Genomic DNA, 17,094 nt, shown 5'->3' with positions numbered 1-17,094 from the left:
GTGAACCCTTAACGTTGATTCAGAATTTGTTGTTCATAATGACGGACATCGCTTAACCAGCTGGCGTCGGCGGGCACGTCGTGGCGCAGGCACCAGGCTTCCCATACCGCCTGCCATGGCAGTGATTTTTGCTCTTCCAGCAGCGCCAGCCGCGCGGTGTAGTCCCCTGCCGCTTCGGCCTGGCGCAGGCGATCGGTAGGTTCCAGCAGCGCGCGCAGCAGCGCCTTTTTGGTGTTGCGCGTGCCGATAACCCAGGCGGCGATGCGATTAATCGAGGCATCAAAGAAGTCGAGTCCGATATGAACCTTGTCGAACAGCTGGTGACGGACGATCTCGCTGGCAATCGCCTGGGTTTCATCATCAAGCAGCACCACATGATCGCTGTCCCAGCGTACCGGACGGCTGACGTGCAGCAGCAGCCGCGGCACATAGAGCATCGCGGTGGAAATTTTGTCGGAGATCACTTCGGTAGGATGGAAGTGGCCGGCATCCAGCGTCAGAGCGGTCTGGCGGCTGCTGGCGTAACCCATAAAAAATTCGTTGGAGCCGACGGTAAAACTCTCCGCGCCAATACCGAACAGCTTGCTCTCTACCGCATCGATATGATGCTGCGGATTCAGCTTCTCGGCGATAACCTCGTCCAGCGCGCTGAGCAGGCGCTGGCGCGGGGCAAGACGGTCTACGGTGATGTCTTTCATGCCGTCCGGCACCCAGATATTCATCACAGAGGGCGTGCCCAGCTGCTCGCCAAAGTAAGCCGAGACGCGACGACTCGCTTTACAATGATCGATCCAGAACTGACGAATGGCTTTGTCGGCATGCGACAGCGTAAAACCGTCAGCGCTCAGCGGATGGGAAAAGCAGCTGGGATTAAAATCCAGCCCCAGCTTATGCTGCTTCGCCCACTCGACCCAGTTGGCGAAGTGTTTCGGTTCAATGGCGTCGCGATCGACCGGCGTATCGCTTTCAAGGTAGATAGCGTGCAGATTCAGGCGCTTCGGTCCTGGGATCAGCGACATGGCCTTTTCCAGATCGGCGCGCAGTTCCGTGGCGTTGCGCGCTTTACCCGGATAGTTGCCGGTGGCCTGAATGCCGCCGGTCAGCGCGCCCTGCGGATTTTCGAATCCGCGCACGTCATCGCCCTGCCAGCAGTGCATCGAAACCGGGACGCTATCCAGCCGCGCTATCGCCTGTTCGACATCCACGCCGGTTTCGGCATAACGTTGTTTAGCCAGTTCGAAGGCTTGCTCAATTAGCTTGGTCATATGCGAGTTCCTTAGCAGGTTGACTCAGCGCGGCAAAACGTGCCTGACAGGCACGGTAGGCGCTGTTATTCATCGGTTCAAATTTTTTCAGCGGGAAATTGTTTTCGACGCAGCGGCGGAAATCCGCCACGTCGGTCAGCTCTCCTAGCGCAATCAGCTGACAGCCGACATTGCCCAGCGTAGAGGCTTCGATCGGTCCAGCCAGCACCGGGATTTGGCAGGCATCGGCGCAAAGCTGATTAAGAAACTGGTTCTGGCTGCCGCCGCCTACCACGTGCAGCTGGTGAAATGCGCTACCGCGCAGCGCCGCAAGCTCATCGATCACCTCGCGATAGAGCAGCGCCAGGCTATCGAAGATGCAGCGCGCCAGCGCGGCGGCCGATTGCGGCACCGCCATGTTCTGCTCGGCGCAGGCGTTCTGGATTTCGTTGACCATGCTGTCCGGATTGATAAAGCGCGCATCGTTCGGATTGATCAGCGCACGGCAGGCCGGCTCTTTTTCCGTCTCCGCGATCAGCGCGCGCAGATCGTCGATCTGTAGCTCTGCGCAGATACGTTGCAGCAGCCATAGCCCCATAATATTTTTCAGCACGCGATAGCCCTCGGCGCCGCCTTCATTGGTGATATTGGCCCGAAGCGCGTCGGCGGAGGTGTAAGGCAGCAGGCTTTCAAAGCCCATCAGCGACCAGGTGCCGGAGCTAAGGTAGGCCGCGTTATCCTGCGTAAGGGGGGTGGCAAGCACGGCGCTGGCGGTGTCGTGGGTGGTGACGGCAATGACCGGAACCTGAGCGCCGCTGGCATTCTCCCAGCAGCCAATCTGATTGCCCGGCGACGTCGGCTTACCGAACCAGGATGGCGACGCGCCTGCCCACTTGAGCAGTTCGCTGTCCCACTCTCCGCTCTCAATATTCAGCAGCTGCGTGGTGGTGGCGTTGGTGTATTCCCAGTTCAGCTTGCCGGTCAGGCGATAGTGCAAATAGTCGGGGATCATCAGGGCGTGGGCGACGCGCGCTTTCCAGTCCGGCTGTTGCTGACTCAGCGCGCGGAACTGATAAAGCGTATTAAACGGCAGAAACTGAATGCCGGTGCGGGCATAAATCGTCTGTTTGCCCAGCTCCCGTAGCGCCTGCTCCATCAGACCGTGGGTGCGTTTGTCGCGGTAGCTTACCGCTTCGCCGACCCGGTTGCCCGCGCTGTCCAGCAACACCATATCCACGCCCCAGGTGTCGATACCGATACTGTCCGGCACGATATTTTCTGCATCCAGCTGCGCCAGCCCGGCGCGAATCTCGCGTTCCAGATGGTCAAGATCCCAGCAGTCATACCCTGCGCGACGTTCGCGATGGCTGGCGAAACGCCGCACCTCGCGCAGATCGATCCGTTGAGAGGCGCCGTCCCACTGGGCGAGCATCACGCGTCCGCTGGATGCGCCCAAATCAACCGCAACGATATTTCGCTTACTCATGGCCCGTTCTTCCTGTGATGTGATGCGCCCAGAGTAAAAACGTTACGCGTCGCCCACCTTCCCCTTACTGCCAGCACGGCTATGCCGCTGGCAGGTTTACAAAGAAGTTCGTGAGGGAGATCACAGAGGCGCAAGGGCAGCGGATGTGAGCGCTGCCGCAATTCTTTTATCTGGCAGGAATATCTTGAATAAAAAGCAAAATTCATGCGTTTCGCTGTCTAAAAATCAAGGTCAGCCGCGCGGGCGCTGGAATAGACTCAATGACGCTTTGTTAAACGATAGAGGCCACCATGACGATCCTACACAGCGCCGATTTTTTCCCTGAGGGGGATTATGCTATCGCTATCGAACCCCGCGTGCCGCAGCAGGCGTTTCCTGAGCATCACCACGATTTTCACGAAATCGTGCTGGTCGAACAGGGTTCCGGCATTCATGTCTTTAACGGCCAGCCGCAAACCCTGTGCGCGGGCTGCGTCTGTTTTGTGCGCGATCACGATCGCCATCTGTATGAACAGACAGACAACCTTTGCCTGACCAATGTACTTTATCGCAGCCCTGCCGCGTTTCGCTTTCTCTCAGGCCTACAGGCGCTGCTGCCGAATGAGGAAGCGGGAAATTATGCGTCGCACTGGCGCATCAATAATAAAGCTATGACCCAGGCGCTGGATGTGGTGGCGAAGATGCGTCAGGATGAGAGCTGGTCGCTGGAGAAACAGGCGCGACAGGAACAGCTGTTTTTGCAGCTGCTGGTGTTATTGCGCGAAGCCTGCCGCAATGAACAGGCGCAGGATCAGGAAGCCCGCCTGCACCGCCTGCTCGACTGGCTTAACGAACACTACAGCGAAGAGATTATGTGGGAAGCGCTGGCCGACCGCTTTTCGCTGTCGCTGCGCACGCTGCATCGCCAGATGAAGCAACAAACGGGCAGCACGCCGCAGCGTTATCTGAATCGTCTGCGGCTGTTGCAGGCGCGTCACCTGCTGCGCCACAGCGATTTGCGCATCACCGACATCGCCTTTCAGTGCGGCTTCGGCGACAGTAACCATTTTTCTACCCTGTTTCGCCGTGAATTTGGCTGCGCCCCGCGAGCGGAGCGCCAGCAGATGATGTAAAAGGAGCTATTGATGTCGCTGATACTGCGTCGGGAAGATTATTTTCCCGCCCCAAACCTGCCGATCACGGTGGCCGAAAGGATGCCTCAGCCCTCTTTTCCGGCGCACCGGCATGAGTTCAGCGAAATCGTTATTGTCTGGCGCGGGAACGGGCTGCATATCCTCAACGATCGTCCCTGGCTGATCACCTGCGGCGACGTCTTTTACGTTCGTGACCAGGATTGCCACAGCTATGATAGCGTTAACGATTTGGTGCTCGACAATATTCTTTACTGCCGCGATCGCTTTGGGCTTAGCCTGAACTGGTCGCAGCTGCTGCCGCCTCAGGGGGAGGACGCCCCGGCCTGCTGGCGGCTCACCACCCGCGGCATGGCGCTGGCGCGCGGCGTAATCAGCCAGCTGGAGCGGGAGAGCCGCAAGAGCGACTCGCTCTCTATACAGCTTTCCGAAGCGCTGTTTTTGCAGCTGGCGTTGATTTTGCGGCGTCACGGCTATGCCGCGGATCGCCCCTGGGCGCTGCCTGAAGGCGAGCAGCTCGATCTGCTGATGTCCGCGCTACAGGGCGCGCTGGCGCGCCCCTTCGATCTCTCGATGTTTTGCCAGCAAAATGCGCTGAACGAACGCGCGCTGAAACAGCTTTTTCGCCAGCAAACCGGCATGACGGTCGGCCACTACCTGCGTCAGCTCCAGCTCTGTCAGGCGAAACATCTGCTGCGTACCCAGGATTGCCTGATCAGCGAGGTGGCGGCACGCTGCGGCTTCGATGACAGTAACTATTTTTCGGTGGTGTTTACGCGCGATACCGGCCTGACGCCCAGCGCATGGCGGCAGCGTTTTGAGCCGCAGCGAACGGGAAGCGCGTCACAGGACAGCACGCCTTCCTGAAGCAAAGGCGGCGCAAGCCCTGGCTTTGCCGCCCTGCTATGACAACGACGCCAGCCCGCTCGCTGGCAGCTTCAGCCTGGGTTTATTCTGCTTAGATCGTTTGCCTTGCGCGACAAACGCCCCTCATCCCTGAGGCGCGCTGATTACCGAGATGCGTGCTCTGCTGCGCCAGCGCGCATCCAGGGTGGTAACGCAGATTACGCGACGCGCTTAAAGGCTCTGCGCCTGACAGACGTCTGGCGCAGACTGCCGTTACGCCGCCAGCCCCAGTCCAACGATATTGGCCGCGATAATAATCACCACGCAGCCAATAGACAGCACGCTGACCGGACGGCGTCCCGCCGACTTCCACTCTTTCATCAGCAGGCCAACCAGGCCGCCGCACAGCACATAGAGGCTCATATGCAGCATCCAGCTGACGTAGTCATACTGCGGCGGGATCTTAGCGTGGCCCCACGCATAGAAAAAGAATTGCAGATACCACATGGTGCCGCCCAGAACGGCAAAGGCCACATTAGCGATCAGCAGCGGCTTCGCGACCGACAAATCGCGGCGCAGCGACAGCTCCGGCTTAATCGCCAGGCGAATAAAGCAGAAGGCCAGGTTGACCAGCGCGCCGCCGCCCATAATCACCACATAGCTTGGCAACGCGACGTAGAGCGGATCGATACCCAGTCCGGCCGCCGCTTCATGCATCGGCTTCGCCGCGTCCATAGCGAACGACATCCCGGCGGAGAAAATGCCGCACAGCACCGCCAGCACCAGCCCTTTCTTGAGATTGAAATCCTCCGCGTTGATCCCCAACGCCCGCTCTTTCAGCAAACCGGCACGTGAGACAATGGCGACGCCCGCCAGCGCAACGACGACGCCGAGCAGGGTTAAGCGGCCGCCGGTCGAGGCGAAGAGTTCGCCGAAACGGCCCTGAATCAGTGGCGTCATCAGCGTGCCGACCACCAGCGTAATGCCGATGGCGATGCCAATGCCCATCGACATGCCGAGATAGCGCATGGTCAGACCATAATTGATATTACCTATGCCCCACATCGCGCCAAACAGAAACACTGGCAACAGCTGCGAGAAGCTAAAACTACTGTAATAGGCCCAGAAGTTCGGCAGCAGCGCCGCACTTACCGCCCAGGGCAAGATTAGCCACGACATAAAGCCGCCCACCGACCACATTGTTTCCCATGACCACTTTTTCACCTGTTTAAAAGGCGCGTAGAAACACGCCGCACTGGCAGCACCGACGAGATGCCAGAAGATACCTGCGATGATGGCACTGTTCATTGTTATTCCTTACATAAGGTTGAGGCCTACAGGAAACCCGGTTCCTGATTAGCAGGCAGTCTACGGCGCGCCTGAACGCCCCAGCCTTTGGATGGCTGCCGGTTATCACGGCAAAATGGCAATATTCGCCCGTTAATCCCGGTGCGGATCACAATTTCCACTTTGTCGGACCGACAGCATAAAAATCCTTTTAAGTGACTTATTATTCTCAGTTTTTTTATTAAATGCCGTGTCGCGCAGCACATTTTTCATTTGGCTGCCGCTTTTTTCACCGCGCTGGCAAAGAAACAAAGATCGCTTCACTAATGGACGCTAACGCCGTATAAAACGGAGAAAATCATCAAAGGCAGGGATCGAGATGACGGCCAAATGGTTAACGCTGTTCTTAACGCGTCAGGTAAGCCGCGCGATGCTGGACGATCTTCGCGCCATTCTGCCTGCCAGCGCGCTAAAGATTTTTATTAATGGCCTGGATGACGCGCAGTATGCGACGCTGGAGTGTCAGCAGGCGGAAGAAAATTGCGCGCTGATTGCCTCGGCGATGGTGGTGTGGCGTCAGCTGGGACAGGTGCACACCATTACCTATAAAAAAGGCGAAGTGATGCGCGACGTTAGCGACGCCAGTCAGTTTCAACTGTTTAGCATGCTAAAGACGCACCGCGCCGTGATGCAGGTTGCCTGAGACAATAACAATGAGGTGTTTATGAGGTGGGGAATCGCGTTTCCGATCGCCATTATTGTGGCTGGAGTCGGCTTTCTGGCATGGTTTATCGGCAGCGGACTCGCCATGCCAGGGTCCTGAGCTAGCGCAGCTGGCTGTCTTTACTGCCGCGTCGGTTATAGAGCGAACTGGCTTTCATCTCTTTATCGTGCGCCTGCTGGCACGCCAGACAGTAACGCACGCCGGGCACGGCTTCGCGCCGCGCCTGTGGAATAGGCTCGCCGCATTCGTCACAAAACTCCGCGCTTTCGCCTTTGCTCATCGTGCCGCGCACGCGGGCGATCTCATCATTTACCGTGCTTTCGATCTGTTCCTGAACCGCGCCGTCTGACGCCCATCCGCTTGCCATAACATCCTCCTCGTGCCTTCTGAAAGTGTTGGCCCAAATTGCGTTTTACGCAACACAGAGGAGATATGAGGGCTGTGTACTGGAGAGGCAACCGTTTTGCCGTCGTTGTCCTCTTAATCTCTGTTCTGTTGCCAGCCTCGGCTCACACATGGCAACAAGACTAAGGTGTTACCGGTCGTTTTGTTTCACGCTTTGTTTATGAAACATTTTATTAACGTACCAGACATCGGAGATTCGGTAGATGACAACAGAACTAAAACACTACATTAACGGCGAGTTCGTTGCGCACCAGAGCGACAAATGGATTGAGGTGACGAATCCGGCGACCGAAGCGCTGCTGGCGCGTATTCCTGAGGGCTGCGCTCAGGAAGCCGGCCGGGCCATCGACGCGGCCGAAGCGGCTCAGCCTGGATGGGAAGCCTTACCGGCCGTTGAGCGCGGTGGCTGGCTGCGCAAACTGGCGGCGGCTGTCCGCGAGCGCGAACCGGAACTGACGGCGACCATTGTCGCCGAAGGCGGTAAAACCCAGGGGCTGGCGCAAACCGAAGTGCTGTTCACGGCCGACTATCTGGAGTACATGGCCGAATGGGCGCGCCGCTATGAAGGCGAAATCGTTAACAGCGACCGGCCGGACGAAAATATCTTTGTGTTTAAAAAGGCTATCGGCGTCACTACCGGCATTTTGCCGTGGAACTTCCCTTTCTTCCTGATCGCGCGCAAAGCCGCGCCGGCGCTGGTTACCGGCAATACCATCGTCATCAAGCCGAGCGAGCTGACGCCCCTGAACGCCGGGATTTTCGCTGACATCGTGCATCAGGTCGGCCTGCCGCAGGGCGTTATCAATATTGTCTATGGCTACGGCCCGGAGATCGGTCAGGAGCTGGCCGCGAACCCGAAAGTGGGTCTGGTGAGCCTGACCGGAAGCGTTGGCGCAGGCGTCGCCACCATGCAGGCCGCCGCTAAAAACGTAACTAAGGTTTCGCTGGAGCTGGGCGGCAAAGCCCCTGCTATCGTGATGGACGATGCCGATGTGGCGCTAGCGGTCAAAGCCATTGTCAGTTCGCGCGTGATTAATACCGGACAGGTGTGCAACTGCGCAGAGCGCGTCTACGTGCAGGAAGGCATCTATGACCGCTTTATGACCGCGCTAACCGCTGCGTTCTCTGCGGTGAAGTTTGGCGATCCCGCCGAGCAGCGCGACATTGATATGGGACCGCTGATCAGCGCCGCCGCGCTGGCTCGCGTGGAGAAAAAAGTCGCGGACGCGGTAGCGGCTGGCGGCAAGGTGGTTGTCGGCGGCCGACGCGCGGGCGACAAAGGCTACTTTTTTGAACCGACCATCATCACCAACGTGCGCCAGGATATGGAGATCATGCGCGAAGAGATCTTTGGGCCTGTACTGCCGGTGATGACCTTTAAAACGCTGGATGAAGCCATTGCGCTGGCCAACGACTGCGAATATGGCCTGACCTCATCGATTTTCACCCAGAATCTGAATACCACAATGGTCGCGCTGCGTAAGCTGAAGTTTGGCGAGACCTATGTTAACCGCGAGAACTTTGAGGCCATGCAGGGTTTTCATGCAGGCTGGCGCAAGTCGGGAATCGGCGGTGCCGACGGGCGTCACGGGCTGGAAGAGTTTTTGCAGACGCACGTCGCCTATCTTCAGTTCTCGCTGTAATGCCGCAGCGCCCTTCTCGCGCTCAGGTGAGAAAATGGGCGAAAAGCGGGTACGCGGTCAGCAACGGCAAGCCCTTCCTTTGTCGCTTACCCGCGCTACCCGCGGCGGTATCTTAGCCTTATTCAGAAGCGCCCTGACGGGCGCTTTTTTACGCTACGCGCGAACGGCTTCGCAGCAACGCGGCGGCGCTCAACAGCGATACCGCCATCAGATAGTAACCCGGCGCAAGGCTGGTGCCGGTGGCGTTAATCAGCAGCGTGCAGATAAGCGGGGCAAAGCCGCCGAACACCGTGACCGCTACGTTATAGCTAATAGCCATCCCGCTGGCGCGCGTTCCCACCGGGAAAAGATCCGCCATAACCGAGGGCACCGTCGAGAAATAGATCGATTTCAGCAGCGCCATCCAGCCCACCAGCAGCATCAGCATCAGCGGCGAGGTATGATCCACCACATACCGGAAGGCCGGATAGATGGTCACCAGCAGCAGCAGCAGCGATCCCCACATCAGCGGCACCCGTCCTACGCGCTCGGCCCATAACCCCATCAGCGGCGTCACCACCGTCAGGATTACCCCGGCCAGCAGCGTCGCGCTGAACGCGACCGTTCCCGGCAGATGCAGCGTTTTGGTGGCCCAGGTCGGCACATAGTTCAGCATGTAGTTCACCGCCGTCGAGACCACCATCAGGCCAATCGCCAGCAGCATCAGCTCTTTCTGACGGCCAAACAGCTGTTTCAGCGGCGCCGCCACTTTCTCCTGCTGCGTAAAGCTGGCGGGTTCATGGATGTGGCGACGAATATAGATGCCCAGCGGGCCAATCAGCAGGCCAAAGGCAAAAGGGATACGCCAGCCCCAGGACTGAATCTGCGGTTCGCTGAGTATCTGCGTCAGTCCCAGCCCAAAGGCGGAGGCCATCAGCGTGCTTGCGCCCTGCGTGGCAAACTGCCAGCTGGCGATAAAGGCTTTGCGCTCAGGAAAATGTTCGACCAGAAAGGCCGTGGAGCTGCCAAACTCTCCGCCTGCTGAGAATCCCTGGATCAGACGCGCCAGCATAATCAGCAGCGGCGCGGCCAGCCCGACAGAGCCATATTCCGGCATAAAGGTGATTATCGCGCCGCCCAGCATCATCAGATTGAGAGAGAGCAGCAGCGCCTTTTTCCGTCCGTGGCGATCGGCATAGTTGCCCAGCACCACGGCCCCCAGCGGACGAATCAGAAAAGAGACGCCGAAGCTGCCGAAGGTCAGCAGCAGCGATACCGACGCATCGCTGGTGGGGAAAAAGGCGTGGGCAATGTAGCTGGCGAAAAAGCCGTATACCGCAATATCAAACCACTCCAGCGCGTTGCCGATGCAGGTGGCGAACAGGGTCTTGTGCAGATCAGGCCGCGCCTGAACCTGGGGTACCGCTTGCGTCAGGCTGCTCATGGGCGCGCTCCCTGACAGGCGTGCTGACGCGCCATCAGCGCCTCTCCCTCTTCACCCAGCTGCCAGAATAGCCGCGTCATAATCTGCAACCCTTCGCGCGCAACCGACTTCAGCATATGCTCGTTGACGCCGTGCTGACCGCAGGCGGGATAGGAGTGCGGCACCCACAAAGTCGGCAGGCCGAGAATGTCAGAAAATACCTCATTTGGCAGCGATCCGCCCAGGTTTGGCAGCAGCGCCGGTTTTTTTCCGCTGCTGACGGCCAGGCTCTCCAGCGCCCAGCTCACCAGCGGGCTTTGCGGATCGAGACGCGTCGCGGGCGATCCGCGCAGGAAATCCACCTGTACGCTATCGAATCCATGCGCGCGCAGATGCGCCTCCACATGCGCCACCAGATTTTCCCAGTCGGTGCCGACCACAAAGCGCAGCTGACAGACGGCGGTCGCCTTGCCGGGAATGGCGTTCATTGGCCGCGCCGGATTGCCGGTCTCAAACGCCAGCACCTCCAGCGTATTCCAGCCATAAAGACGCTCAGCCGCCGTCAGGCCAGGTTCGCCCCAGTGGGCCGCCAGTTCAGGATCGCCCGGCATCCCGCCGACTTCGATGTCGCTGAGGATGGCGCGCACCGCCGCGCTCAGGGAGTCAGGCTTTAACGCCTCAACCTGTAACACGCCGTGCGCACTGACCAGGCAGGCAATCGCGCTCGCCAGCTGCGTGCCGGGGTTGCTTAACAGTCCGCCCCAGTTGCCTGAATGGTAGGCATTGTCGCGCGCATTGATGGTCAGGCGAAAATTAGCGGCGCCGCGCGAGCCGAGGAACAGCGTCGGGCGCGGCGCGCTGACGCGTGGTCCGTCAGAGGCGATAAAGAGGTCGGCGCGCAGCAGCTCCTGCTGCTGCCGACACAGCTCGGCCAGACCGGGCGAGCTAATCTCTTCCCCCATCTCAAACAGAATTTTGCAGTTAAAGCCGAGGCGGCCGCCGCGCGCATGGTAGACCTGCTCCAGCGCAGCGAGATTGACGCAGTGCTGCCCTTTATTATCCGCGCTGCCGCGCCCGTACCAGCGATCGCCCTCCTCCGTCAGCCGCCACGGATTCAGTCCCTCGCGCCAGTTTTCATCATCGCCGAACACCACATCGCCGTGCCCGTAGACCAGCAGCGTCGGCAGACTCGCTTCTTCAATTCGCGTCGCGAGCAGAAACGGGGGATTGCCCACCGTCGGGTTGTCGATAAAGCGCAGCGTAAAACCAAGCGCCGCCAGCTGCGGGCCAATCTCCTGATGCAGATAGTGATGCAGTTCGCTGTCGCGATCCGCGCGCTGACTTTCGGTCACGCACGCCACGCGACGCGCCAGAAGCTGTTGAAATTCCCCGCTGTCGAAATAGCGCATCGCCTGCTGAATAGCCTGTTGTTCTGTCATGTTTGCCCTGTCTTGTTTTTATGTCGTCAGGCTATCTTTGCCAAAACAGAGGCGTTGCCACAATTATCAATTTATCGATATAGCCTTGCCTTAAAAGCAAGGCTAGAATGCCCGAAAAAGAAGCACGCACCGAGGCGGTGCAGAGGTCCCACTATGCTGAGCAGTGAACTCCGCTACTTTCTTGCTGTCGCTGACTGCGGCTCGCTGAGCGCCGCCAGCAAGCAGCTGTTTGTGGCGGTTTCGGCCATCAGCCGCCAGATCCAGCGACTGGAAGACCAGGCAGGCACGCCGCTTTTCAGGCGTCACGCACGCGGCATGGTATTGAATGAGGCGGGCGAAATCCTTGCCCGACAGGTGCGGCAAACGCTGCTGGATATGGACTATGCGCTGGCGGAAATCAAAGGGCTGAAGGCCATTCGCCGCACGCTGATCCGTATCGCCTGCACCGATGGCATGGCGTTCAGCCTGCTACCGGGGCTGCTGGCGGAATTTCGCGCCGCTAATCCGGCTATCTTTTTCGCGGTGAAGGTCGAGGGAGCAGAGGCGGTGGCGGCGCGGGTTCGCGCCGGCGAGTGCGATGTGGCGTTGCAGTTCAGCCTGCACCCAGAGCGCGGCGTTGAAGTCATCGGCTCCTGGCCCGCGCCGGTTCTGCTGGCTATGCATAAAGATCATCCGCTGGCCCGGCAGCCGGTCACGCTGGAGGCGCTCAGCCACTATCCGGTCGCGCTGCCGGAACAGAGCACCACGGTGCGTCAGCTGTTTGACCTCGCCTGTCAGATGCGCGGCTGCGTGATTGAGCCGGTGCTGACCTGCGACTACTTCGCCACGCTTTATCAGTTTTTGCTCAATACCCCGAATGCCATCACTATCAGCAGCGCCTTTACGCTGCTCAACGCATCGCACCAGGATCTGGTGCTGCGTGACACCGGCGTCGATCAGCTCAGTCAGCGCACGCTTCAGCTACAGCGCGTGTCAGGACGACAGCGCAACGCGGCGCTGTCGCCTTTCCTCCTGTTTTTACAGCAGCGTCTGAACCAGATCGCCGCTCAGCTGGCATAACTAGGGTTTAATATCGACCGGATAGAAGATGTGCTTGCCAAACGGGTCGATGTCGTAGCCGCTGACCTCTTTGCGCACCGGCTCAAAAATGGTCGAATGCGCAATCATTACCGCAGGCATCTGGTCATGCATAATCTGCTGCGCCTGAAGATAGAGCGCGGTTCGTTTACCCTGATCCGGTTCGGCGCGGGCCTCGACGATTAGCTTTTCAAACGGCTGGTAGCACCATTTCGAGGAGTTTGAGCCGCCCTGGGTTGATTTACAGCTATAGAGCGGACCAAAGAAGTTATCCGGGTCGCCGGTGGCGGTGGTCCAGCCCATCAGCGCCGCCTGATGCTCGCCGCTGCGCACCCGCTTCAGGTACTCTCCCCACTCATAGGTGACAATAGTGGCTTTGATGCCCACTTTTGCCCAGTCTGCCTGAATCATCTCTGCCATGCGACGCGCGTTGGGGTTATAGGGACGGGAGACCGGCATCGCCCACAGCGATATTTCCGTGCCCGGTTTAACGCCCGCCTGTTGCAGCAGCGCTCTGGCTTTTTCCGGGTCGTAGTCATAATCCTTCAGGTCTTTATTCTCACTCCAGACGCCCGGCGGAAGAATGTTTTTCGCCACGGTGCCGGTGCCTTTGAAAATGGCGTCGATAATCGCAGGCTTGTTGATCGCCATCGCCAGCGCCTGCCGCACCTGCACTTTATCCATCGGCGCTCTGGTGGTGTTAAAGGCGAGGAACCCCGTATTCAGACCGGCTTTTTGCAGCAGGTTAATCTCTTTGTTGCTGCGCATCTTTTCCAGGTCGGCGGGATTGGGGAATGGCATCACCTGGCACTCTCCCTTCTCCAGCTTCGCCAGCCGCACCGAGGCGTCCGGGGTGATACTGAATACGATGCGGTCCAGCTTCGCCTTGCCTGCCCAGTAGTGCGGAAAGGCCTTATAGAGAATGCGGGAATCTTTCTGGTACTGCACCAGCTGGAACGGACCGGTGCCGATCGGGTCCATATCGACTTTTTCCGGCGTGCCCGCTTTTAACATCTGGTCGGCGTATTCGGCGGAGTGAATCGACGCGAAATACCAGCCGAGGTCGGCAAGAAACGGCGACTCGGCATGGTTCAGGTTAATGCGCACCGTATAGTCATCGACGCGGTCGATGCTTTTAATCAGCGTCGCCAGCTCAAGGCTGTCGAAGTTGGCATAGGTGCCGCCAGAGACGTTGTGATAGGGATTTTTTTCATCCATCTGCCGCATAAAAGAAAAAATAACGTCGTCAGCATTAAAATTGCGGCTGGGCCGGAAGGCTTTATTACTCTGGAACTGAACGTTTTTCCGCAGATGGAAGGTGTAGGTTTTACCGTCCGGGCTGATCTCCCAGCTTTCCGCCAGGCTCGGCACCAGTTCGGTGGTGCCGTACTTGAAATCCACCAGCCGGTTAAAAACCGGCACCGCGCTGGCGTCCACGCTGGTGCCTGAGGTGTAGAGCTGCGGATTAAAGTTCTCCGGCGACCCTTCCGCGCAGTAAACCAGCGTTTTCGCGCTGACGCCGTGCGCCAGGGTGGCGGACAGCAACGCCAGCATCGCTATCTTCACTTTCATCATTTCCTCACTTTTTATTGACTTCCGTTGATCAGATTCCCTAAATGATCCAGAGGCTTTATGGATACCACGTTTTTAACATAACGAATCCTGCCACTGGCAGACAAATAAGGATCGGTGATGACAGCCCTTGCAACTCAGTTAACCCAACGTTTTTTTCGCTATCTGGCGGTGAGCAGTCAGAGCGACGCGACATCCACCACGCTTCCCAGCACGCCGGAGCAGCACGCGATGGCACAGCTGCTGGCGCAGGAGCTGACTGCGCTGGGTCTCGACGAGGTGGTGATCGATGATTTCGCCACGGTGACCGCCGTAAAGCGCGGCACGCGTCCGGATGCGCCGCGTATCGGCTTTATCACCCATATCGATACCGTTGACGTCGGGTTGTCGCCAGATATTCATCCACAGATTCTTACCTGGCAGGGAGAGGATCTGTTACTGAACGCGCAGGAAAATATCTGGCTACGCCGGGACGAGCATCCGGAAATCGCGCCCTATCTCGGTCAGGAGATTATTTTCAGCGACGGCACCAGCGTGCTGGGCGCAGATAACAAAGCGGCGGTAACGGTGGTGATGACGCTGATGGAGAATTTGCAGGGCGATCATGGCGACATCGTGGTGGCCTTTGTGCCTGACGAAGAGATCGGGCTGCGCGGCGCAAAAGCGCTGGATCTGGAAACGCGCTTCAACGTCGATTTCGCCTGGACCATTGACTGCTGCGAGCTGGGCGAAGTGGTGTATGAGAACTTTAACGGCGCGTCGGCGGAGATCACCTTCACCGGCGTACCGGCCCATCCAATGTCGGCGAAAGGCGTGCTGGTTAACCCGCTGCTGATGGCGCACGACTTTATCAGCCTGTTCGATCGGCTGGAGACGCCGGAGCATACCGAAGGGCGCGAAGGTTATATCTGGTTTAACGAAATGCAGGCGGGAGCGAGCCAGGCCACGCTGAAAGCCTCGATTCGCGACTTCGATCGGACGCAGCTTGAGGCGCGCAAGGCGCAGCTGCGCCAGGCGGCGGCGGAGATAGCCCGGCGCTACCCCACGGGCGACGTCACGATCGGCATCAGCGATATTTACAGCAATATCAGCAACGCCCTGGGCGAAGACCGGCGGGCTATCGATCTGATCTTTACCGCGCTGCAAGAGCTGGACATCGAGCCGAAGGTCATCCCTATGCGCGGAGGCACAGACGGCGCGGCGCTGTCGGCGAAAGGATTGCTGACGCCCAACTTTTTTACCGGCGCGCATAATTTCCACTCGCACTTTGAGTTTCTGCCCGTGACCTCTTTTGTGAAGTCCTATCAGGTGGCTGAGAGGCTGTGTCTGCTGGCGGCGAAACCTTAACGGCGGAGGGCGCGCTGAGAGTGACGCCGCGCCCTCGCCTTTGCTGGCCGGTAAGGACAAGGGTAGCTTTCGCTATGCGCGTTGCGTAACAAGCAGCGCATCAATCCGCTGAAACCGGCGCTCAGTCACCTGTCTGGTTTATGAAACCGGCCTGACGCGGTGTCACGCCACTTTTTGCCGGGTCCGAAAAACGCTAAGAGCATAAAGATCAGCGCAATCCTTCAGCGCGTTTTTTTCAGAGCAGAGCAAGAAAGCGGTCTGTTTCCTCGCGGCTGTTCAGCCGAATCCGGCGGTCGGGGCTAAGTTGAGAAAACACGGCAAAGTGTCCCTGATAGCTGCTCGATCCGGTTCGTTTGTCATATAACGCAGCCCATTCCAGCAGCGCGGCAAAATCCTCAGCGGAACCCTGATTTCTGATCCCTCTGGCTCTGATATTTTCAACGCACTCTGCGCTATCCGGCGTCAGCCAGATAACCCGTGTCGCGTATAACGCCACGCTTTCCGCAATCCAGCCATAGACGCCCTCCATAATCCAGCGCTCCTGATGCGCTATCTGATGAACGTCGCAGAGCACCTCAGCTTTAGGCCGGGCGCGGCTGTAGCCGCCAGACTCCCAGTTGAGCGCATCTAAGTCAGTGACAGACAGGTGTAACCGTGCGGATAGTCGGGCCGCCAGCCAGCTTTTACCCGACCCGCTATTTCCCATAATCAAAAGACGCTGCACAAGACTTTCCTGCCCCATTCCAGATAAAAAATGTTGCGGCGCACGGCCTGTTGCGCGCCCATAACTTCAGGCATCCGTTGACGGCGGCGGCATAGTAACTCATCGATCAGACTCACTGACCCAAAGCGCGCCGCTCTCTCCGCAACTTACCGGCGAAAAGCCTGAGGTCATGCCCGGAACAATTAATTATCATACAGCAGATGCGGGCAGCGCTGATTAGCATTCCAGTTTGGCTCCTGCTGCTGGGGGAAATCCCTGAATACCTTCGCCGGGTTGGTATCGGGGGTAATACTGTAGTTCGCGGGAATAACGCGCACGCCATAGTCCCGCGCGACAAAATAGCGTTTGCCCGGTTGCGTAATAAACGGGATCCACTGCGTTTCGCTGTAGCCCGCGCTGTGATAGACAAATTTACCCTCTATTTTGGCGAAGTTACCGATACCGTGACTTTGCTCGACGACGACGAATTTGCCTGGCGCGATCTGATATGAAATAACGCTTCCTTTAGTGGCAGAGGCGCTGAAGTTCAGCTCATAGCGCTCTATCCTGTCGTAACATTCGCCCTTCTTTTCATAGAAGGCCAGATAAAACAGCCCGCCCTCGCCTTTTTTATGTTGCACAACCAGAGTGGCGGCATTCGGGCCGGTATAATTTTTGTAGTCAAGAGGAAGCACAGTAGAGCAGCCTGATAGCATCAGCGCTGACGCCGCCGCGAGGGGCATGGCGATTTTAGCAGATAACAGCATGTCGGAATCTCCATGAAAATGA

At 58.4% G+C, this 17,094-nt stretch carries 16 protein-coding genes; 7 read left to right on the top strand and 9 right to left on the bottom strand.

The annotated features are described in order from the left end of the window. Positions 1 to 8 precede the first annotated feature (8 nt). Both BBB56_RS16805 and rhaB read right to left on the bottom strand, forming a co-directional pair. Positions 9 to 1,265, bottom strand: a complete 1,257-nt coding sequence (locus tag BBB56_RS16805; protein ID WP_123802085.1) for an L-rhamnose isomerase — start codon at positions 1,263 to 1,265, stop codon at positions 9 to 11. Then, positions 1,249 to 2,730, bottom strand: a complete 1,482-nt coding sequence (rhaB, locus tag BBB56_RS16800; RefSeq protein WP_123802084.1) for a rhamnulokinase — start codon at positions 2,728 to 2,730, stop codon at positions 1,249 to 1,251. Before rhaB ends, BBB56_RS16805 begins: the two co-directional genes overlap by 17 nt. Positions 2,731 to 3,020: 290 nt before the next feature. Here rhaB and rhaS point away from each other — a divergent pair, with 290 nt between their 5' ends. Then, a complete protein-coding gene (gene rhaS / locus BBB56_RS16795) occupies positions 3,021 to 3,842 on the top strand; it encodes an HTH-type transcriptional activator RhaS (RefSeq protein ID WP_123802083.1) in 822 nt (273 codons plus the stop codon). A gap of 12 nt (positions 3,843 to 3,854) precedes the next feature. Beyond that, positions 3,855 to 4,727 carry an HTH-type transcriptional activator RhaR gene (rhaR, locus tag BBB56_RS16790; protein WP_123802082.1) on the top strand — a complete coding sequence of 291 codons (873 nt, stop codon included), beginning with the start codon at positions 3,855 to 3,857 and terminating at the stop codon, positions 4,725 to 4,727. Positions 4,728 to 4,979: 252 nt separating this feature from the next. On the opposite strand, the gene rhaT is transcribed toward rhaR, so the two are convergent. Continuing rightward, complete coding sequence (gene rhaT / locus BBB56_RS16785) at positions 4,980 to 6,014, bottom strand: L-rhamnose/proton symporter RhaT (RefSeq protein ID WP_123802081.1); 1,035 nt, start codon at positions 6,012 to 6,014, stop codon at positions 4,980 to 4,982. A 358-nt stretch (positions 6,015 to 6,372) separates the two neighbouring features. On the opposite strand from rhaT, the gene BBB56_RS16780 reads away from it, so the two are divergent. Next, entirely contained in the window at positions 6,373 to 6,696 is a 324-nt protein-coding gene (locus BBB56_RS16780) for a hypothetical protein (protein ID WP_123802080.1), read from the top strand. 21 nt (positions 6,697 to 6,717) lie between these two features. Next, complete coding sequence (locus BBB56_RS23450; RefSeq protein WP_148085445.1) at positions 6,718 to 6,816, top strand: YoaK family small membrane protein; 99 nt, start codon at positions 6,718 to 6,720, stop codon at positions 6,814 to 6,816. A gap of 1 nt (position 6,817) precedes the next feature. On the opposite strand, the gene BBB56_RS16775 is transcribed toward BBB56_RS23450, so the two are convergent. Then, entirely contained in the window at positions 6,818 to 7,084 is a 267-nt protein-coding gene (locus tag BBB56_RS16775; RefSeq protein WP_123802079.1) for a DksA/TraR family C4-type zinc finger protein, read from the bottom strand. Between the two features lie 241 nt (positions 7,085 to 7,325). Here BBB56_RS16775 and aldA point away from each other — a divergent pair, with 241 nt between their 5' ends. Next, entirely contained in the window at positions 7,326 to 8,765 is a 1,440-nt protein-coding gene (aldA, locus tag BBB56_RS16770) for an aldehyde dehydrogenase (protein WP_123802078.1), read from the top strand. A gap of 148 nt (positions 8,766 to 8,913) precedes the next feature. Here aldA and BBB56_RS16765 read toward each other — a convergent pair whose 3' ends face one another. Further along, positions 8,914 to 10,188: an MFS transporter gene (locus BBB56_RS16765; protein ID WP_123802077.1), complete on the bottom strand. Its 1,275-nt coding sequence runs from the start codon at positions 10,186 to 10,188 to the stop codon at positions 8,914 to 8,916. Continuing rightward, positions 10,185 to 11,606 (bottom strand): M20 family metallopeptidase, encoded by a 1,422-nt coding sequence (locus BBB56_RS16760; protein WP_123802076.1) that lies wholly within the window; start codon positions 11,604 to 11,606, stop codon positions 10,185 to 10,187. Before BBB56_RS16760 ends, BBB56_RS16765 begins: the two co-directional genes overlap by 4 nt. Before the next feature lie 153 nt (positions 11,607 to 11,759). Between BBB56_RS16760 and BBB56_RS16755 the strand changes: the two genes are divergently transcribed. Beyond that, on the top strand, positions 11,760 to 12,665 hold the full coding sequence (locus BBB56_RS16755) for a LysR family transcriptional regulator (RefSeq protein WP_123802075.1): 906 nt from the start codon (positions 11,760 to 11,762) through the stop codon (positions 12,663 to 12,665). On the opposite strand, the gene BBB56_RS16750 is transcribed toward BBB56_RS16755, so the two are convergent. Continuing rightward, the gene (locus tag BBB56_RS16750) at positions 12,666 to 14,255 is read right to left on the bottom strand and encodes an ABC transporter substrate-binding protein (RefSeq protein WP_123802127.1); all 1,590 of its coding nucleotides are present in this window, start codon (positions 14,253 to 14,255) and stop codon (positions 12,666 to 12,668) included. Between the two features lie 120 nt (positions 14,256 to 14,375). Here BBB56_RS16750 and pepT point away from each other — a divergent pair, with 120 nt between their 5' ends. Next, positions 14,376 to 15,602: a peptidase T gene (gene pepT, locus BBB56_RS16745; RefSeq protein ID WP_370661866.1), complete on the top strand. Its 1,227-nt coding sequence runs from the start codon at positions 14,376 to 14,378 to the stop codon at positions 15,600 to 15,602. A 235-nt stretch (positions 15,603 to 15,837) separates the two neighbouring features. Here pepT and BBB56_RS16740 read toward each other — a convergent pair whose 3' ends face one another. Both BBB56_RS16740 and BBB56_RS16735 read right to left on the bottom strand, forming a co-directional pair. After that, positions 15,838 to 16,326 (bottom strand): P-loop NTPase family protein, encoded by a 489-nt coding sequence (locus BBB56_RS16740; RefSeq protein ID WP_233593052.1) that lies wholly within the window; start codon positions 16,324 to 16,326, stop codon positions 15,838 to 15,840. A gap of 182 nt (positions 16,327 to 16,508) precedes the next feature. Continuing rightward, positions 16,509 to 17,072: a hypothetical protein gene (locus tag BBB56_RS16735; RefSeq protein ID WP_123802072.1), complete on the bottom strand. Its 564-nt coding sequence runs from the start codon at positions 17,070 to 17,072 to the stop codon at positions 16,509 to 16,511. Positions 17,073 to 17,094 lie beyond the last annotated feature (22 nt).

Source organism: Candidatus Pantoea deserta (assembly GCF_003813865.1).
GTDB lineage: Bacteria > Pseudomonadota > Gammaproteobacteria > Enterobacterales > Enterobacteriaceae > Pantoea > Pantoea deserta.
This window is presented reverse-complemented; position numbering and strand designations above follow the sequence as displayed.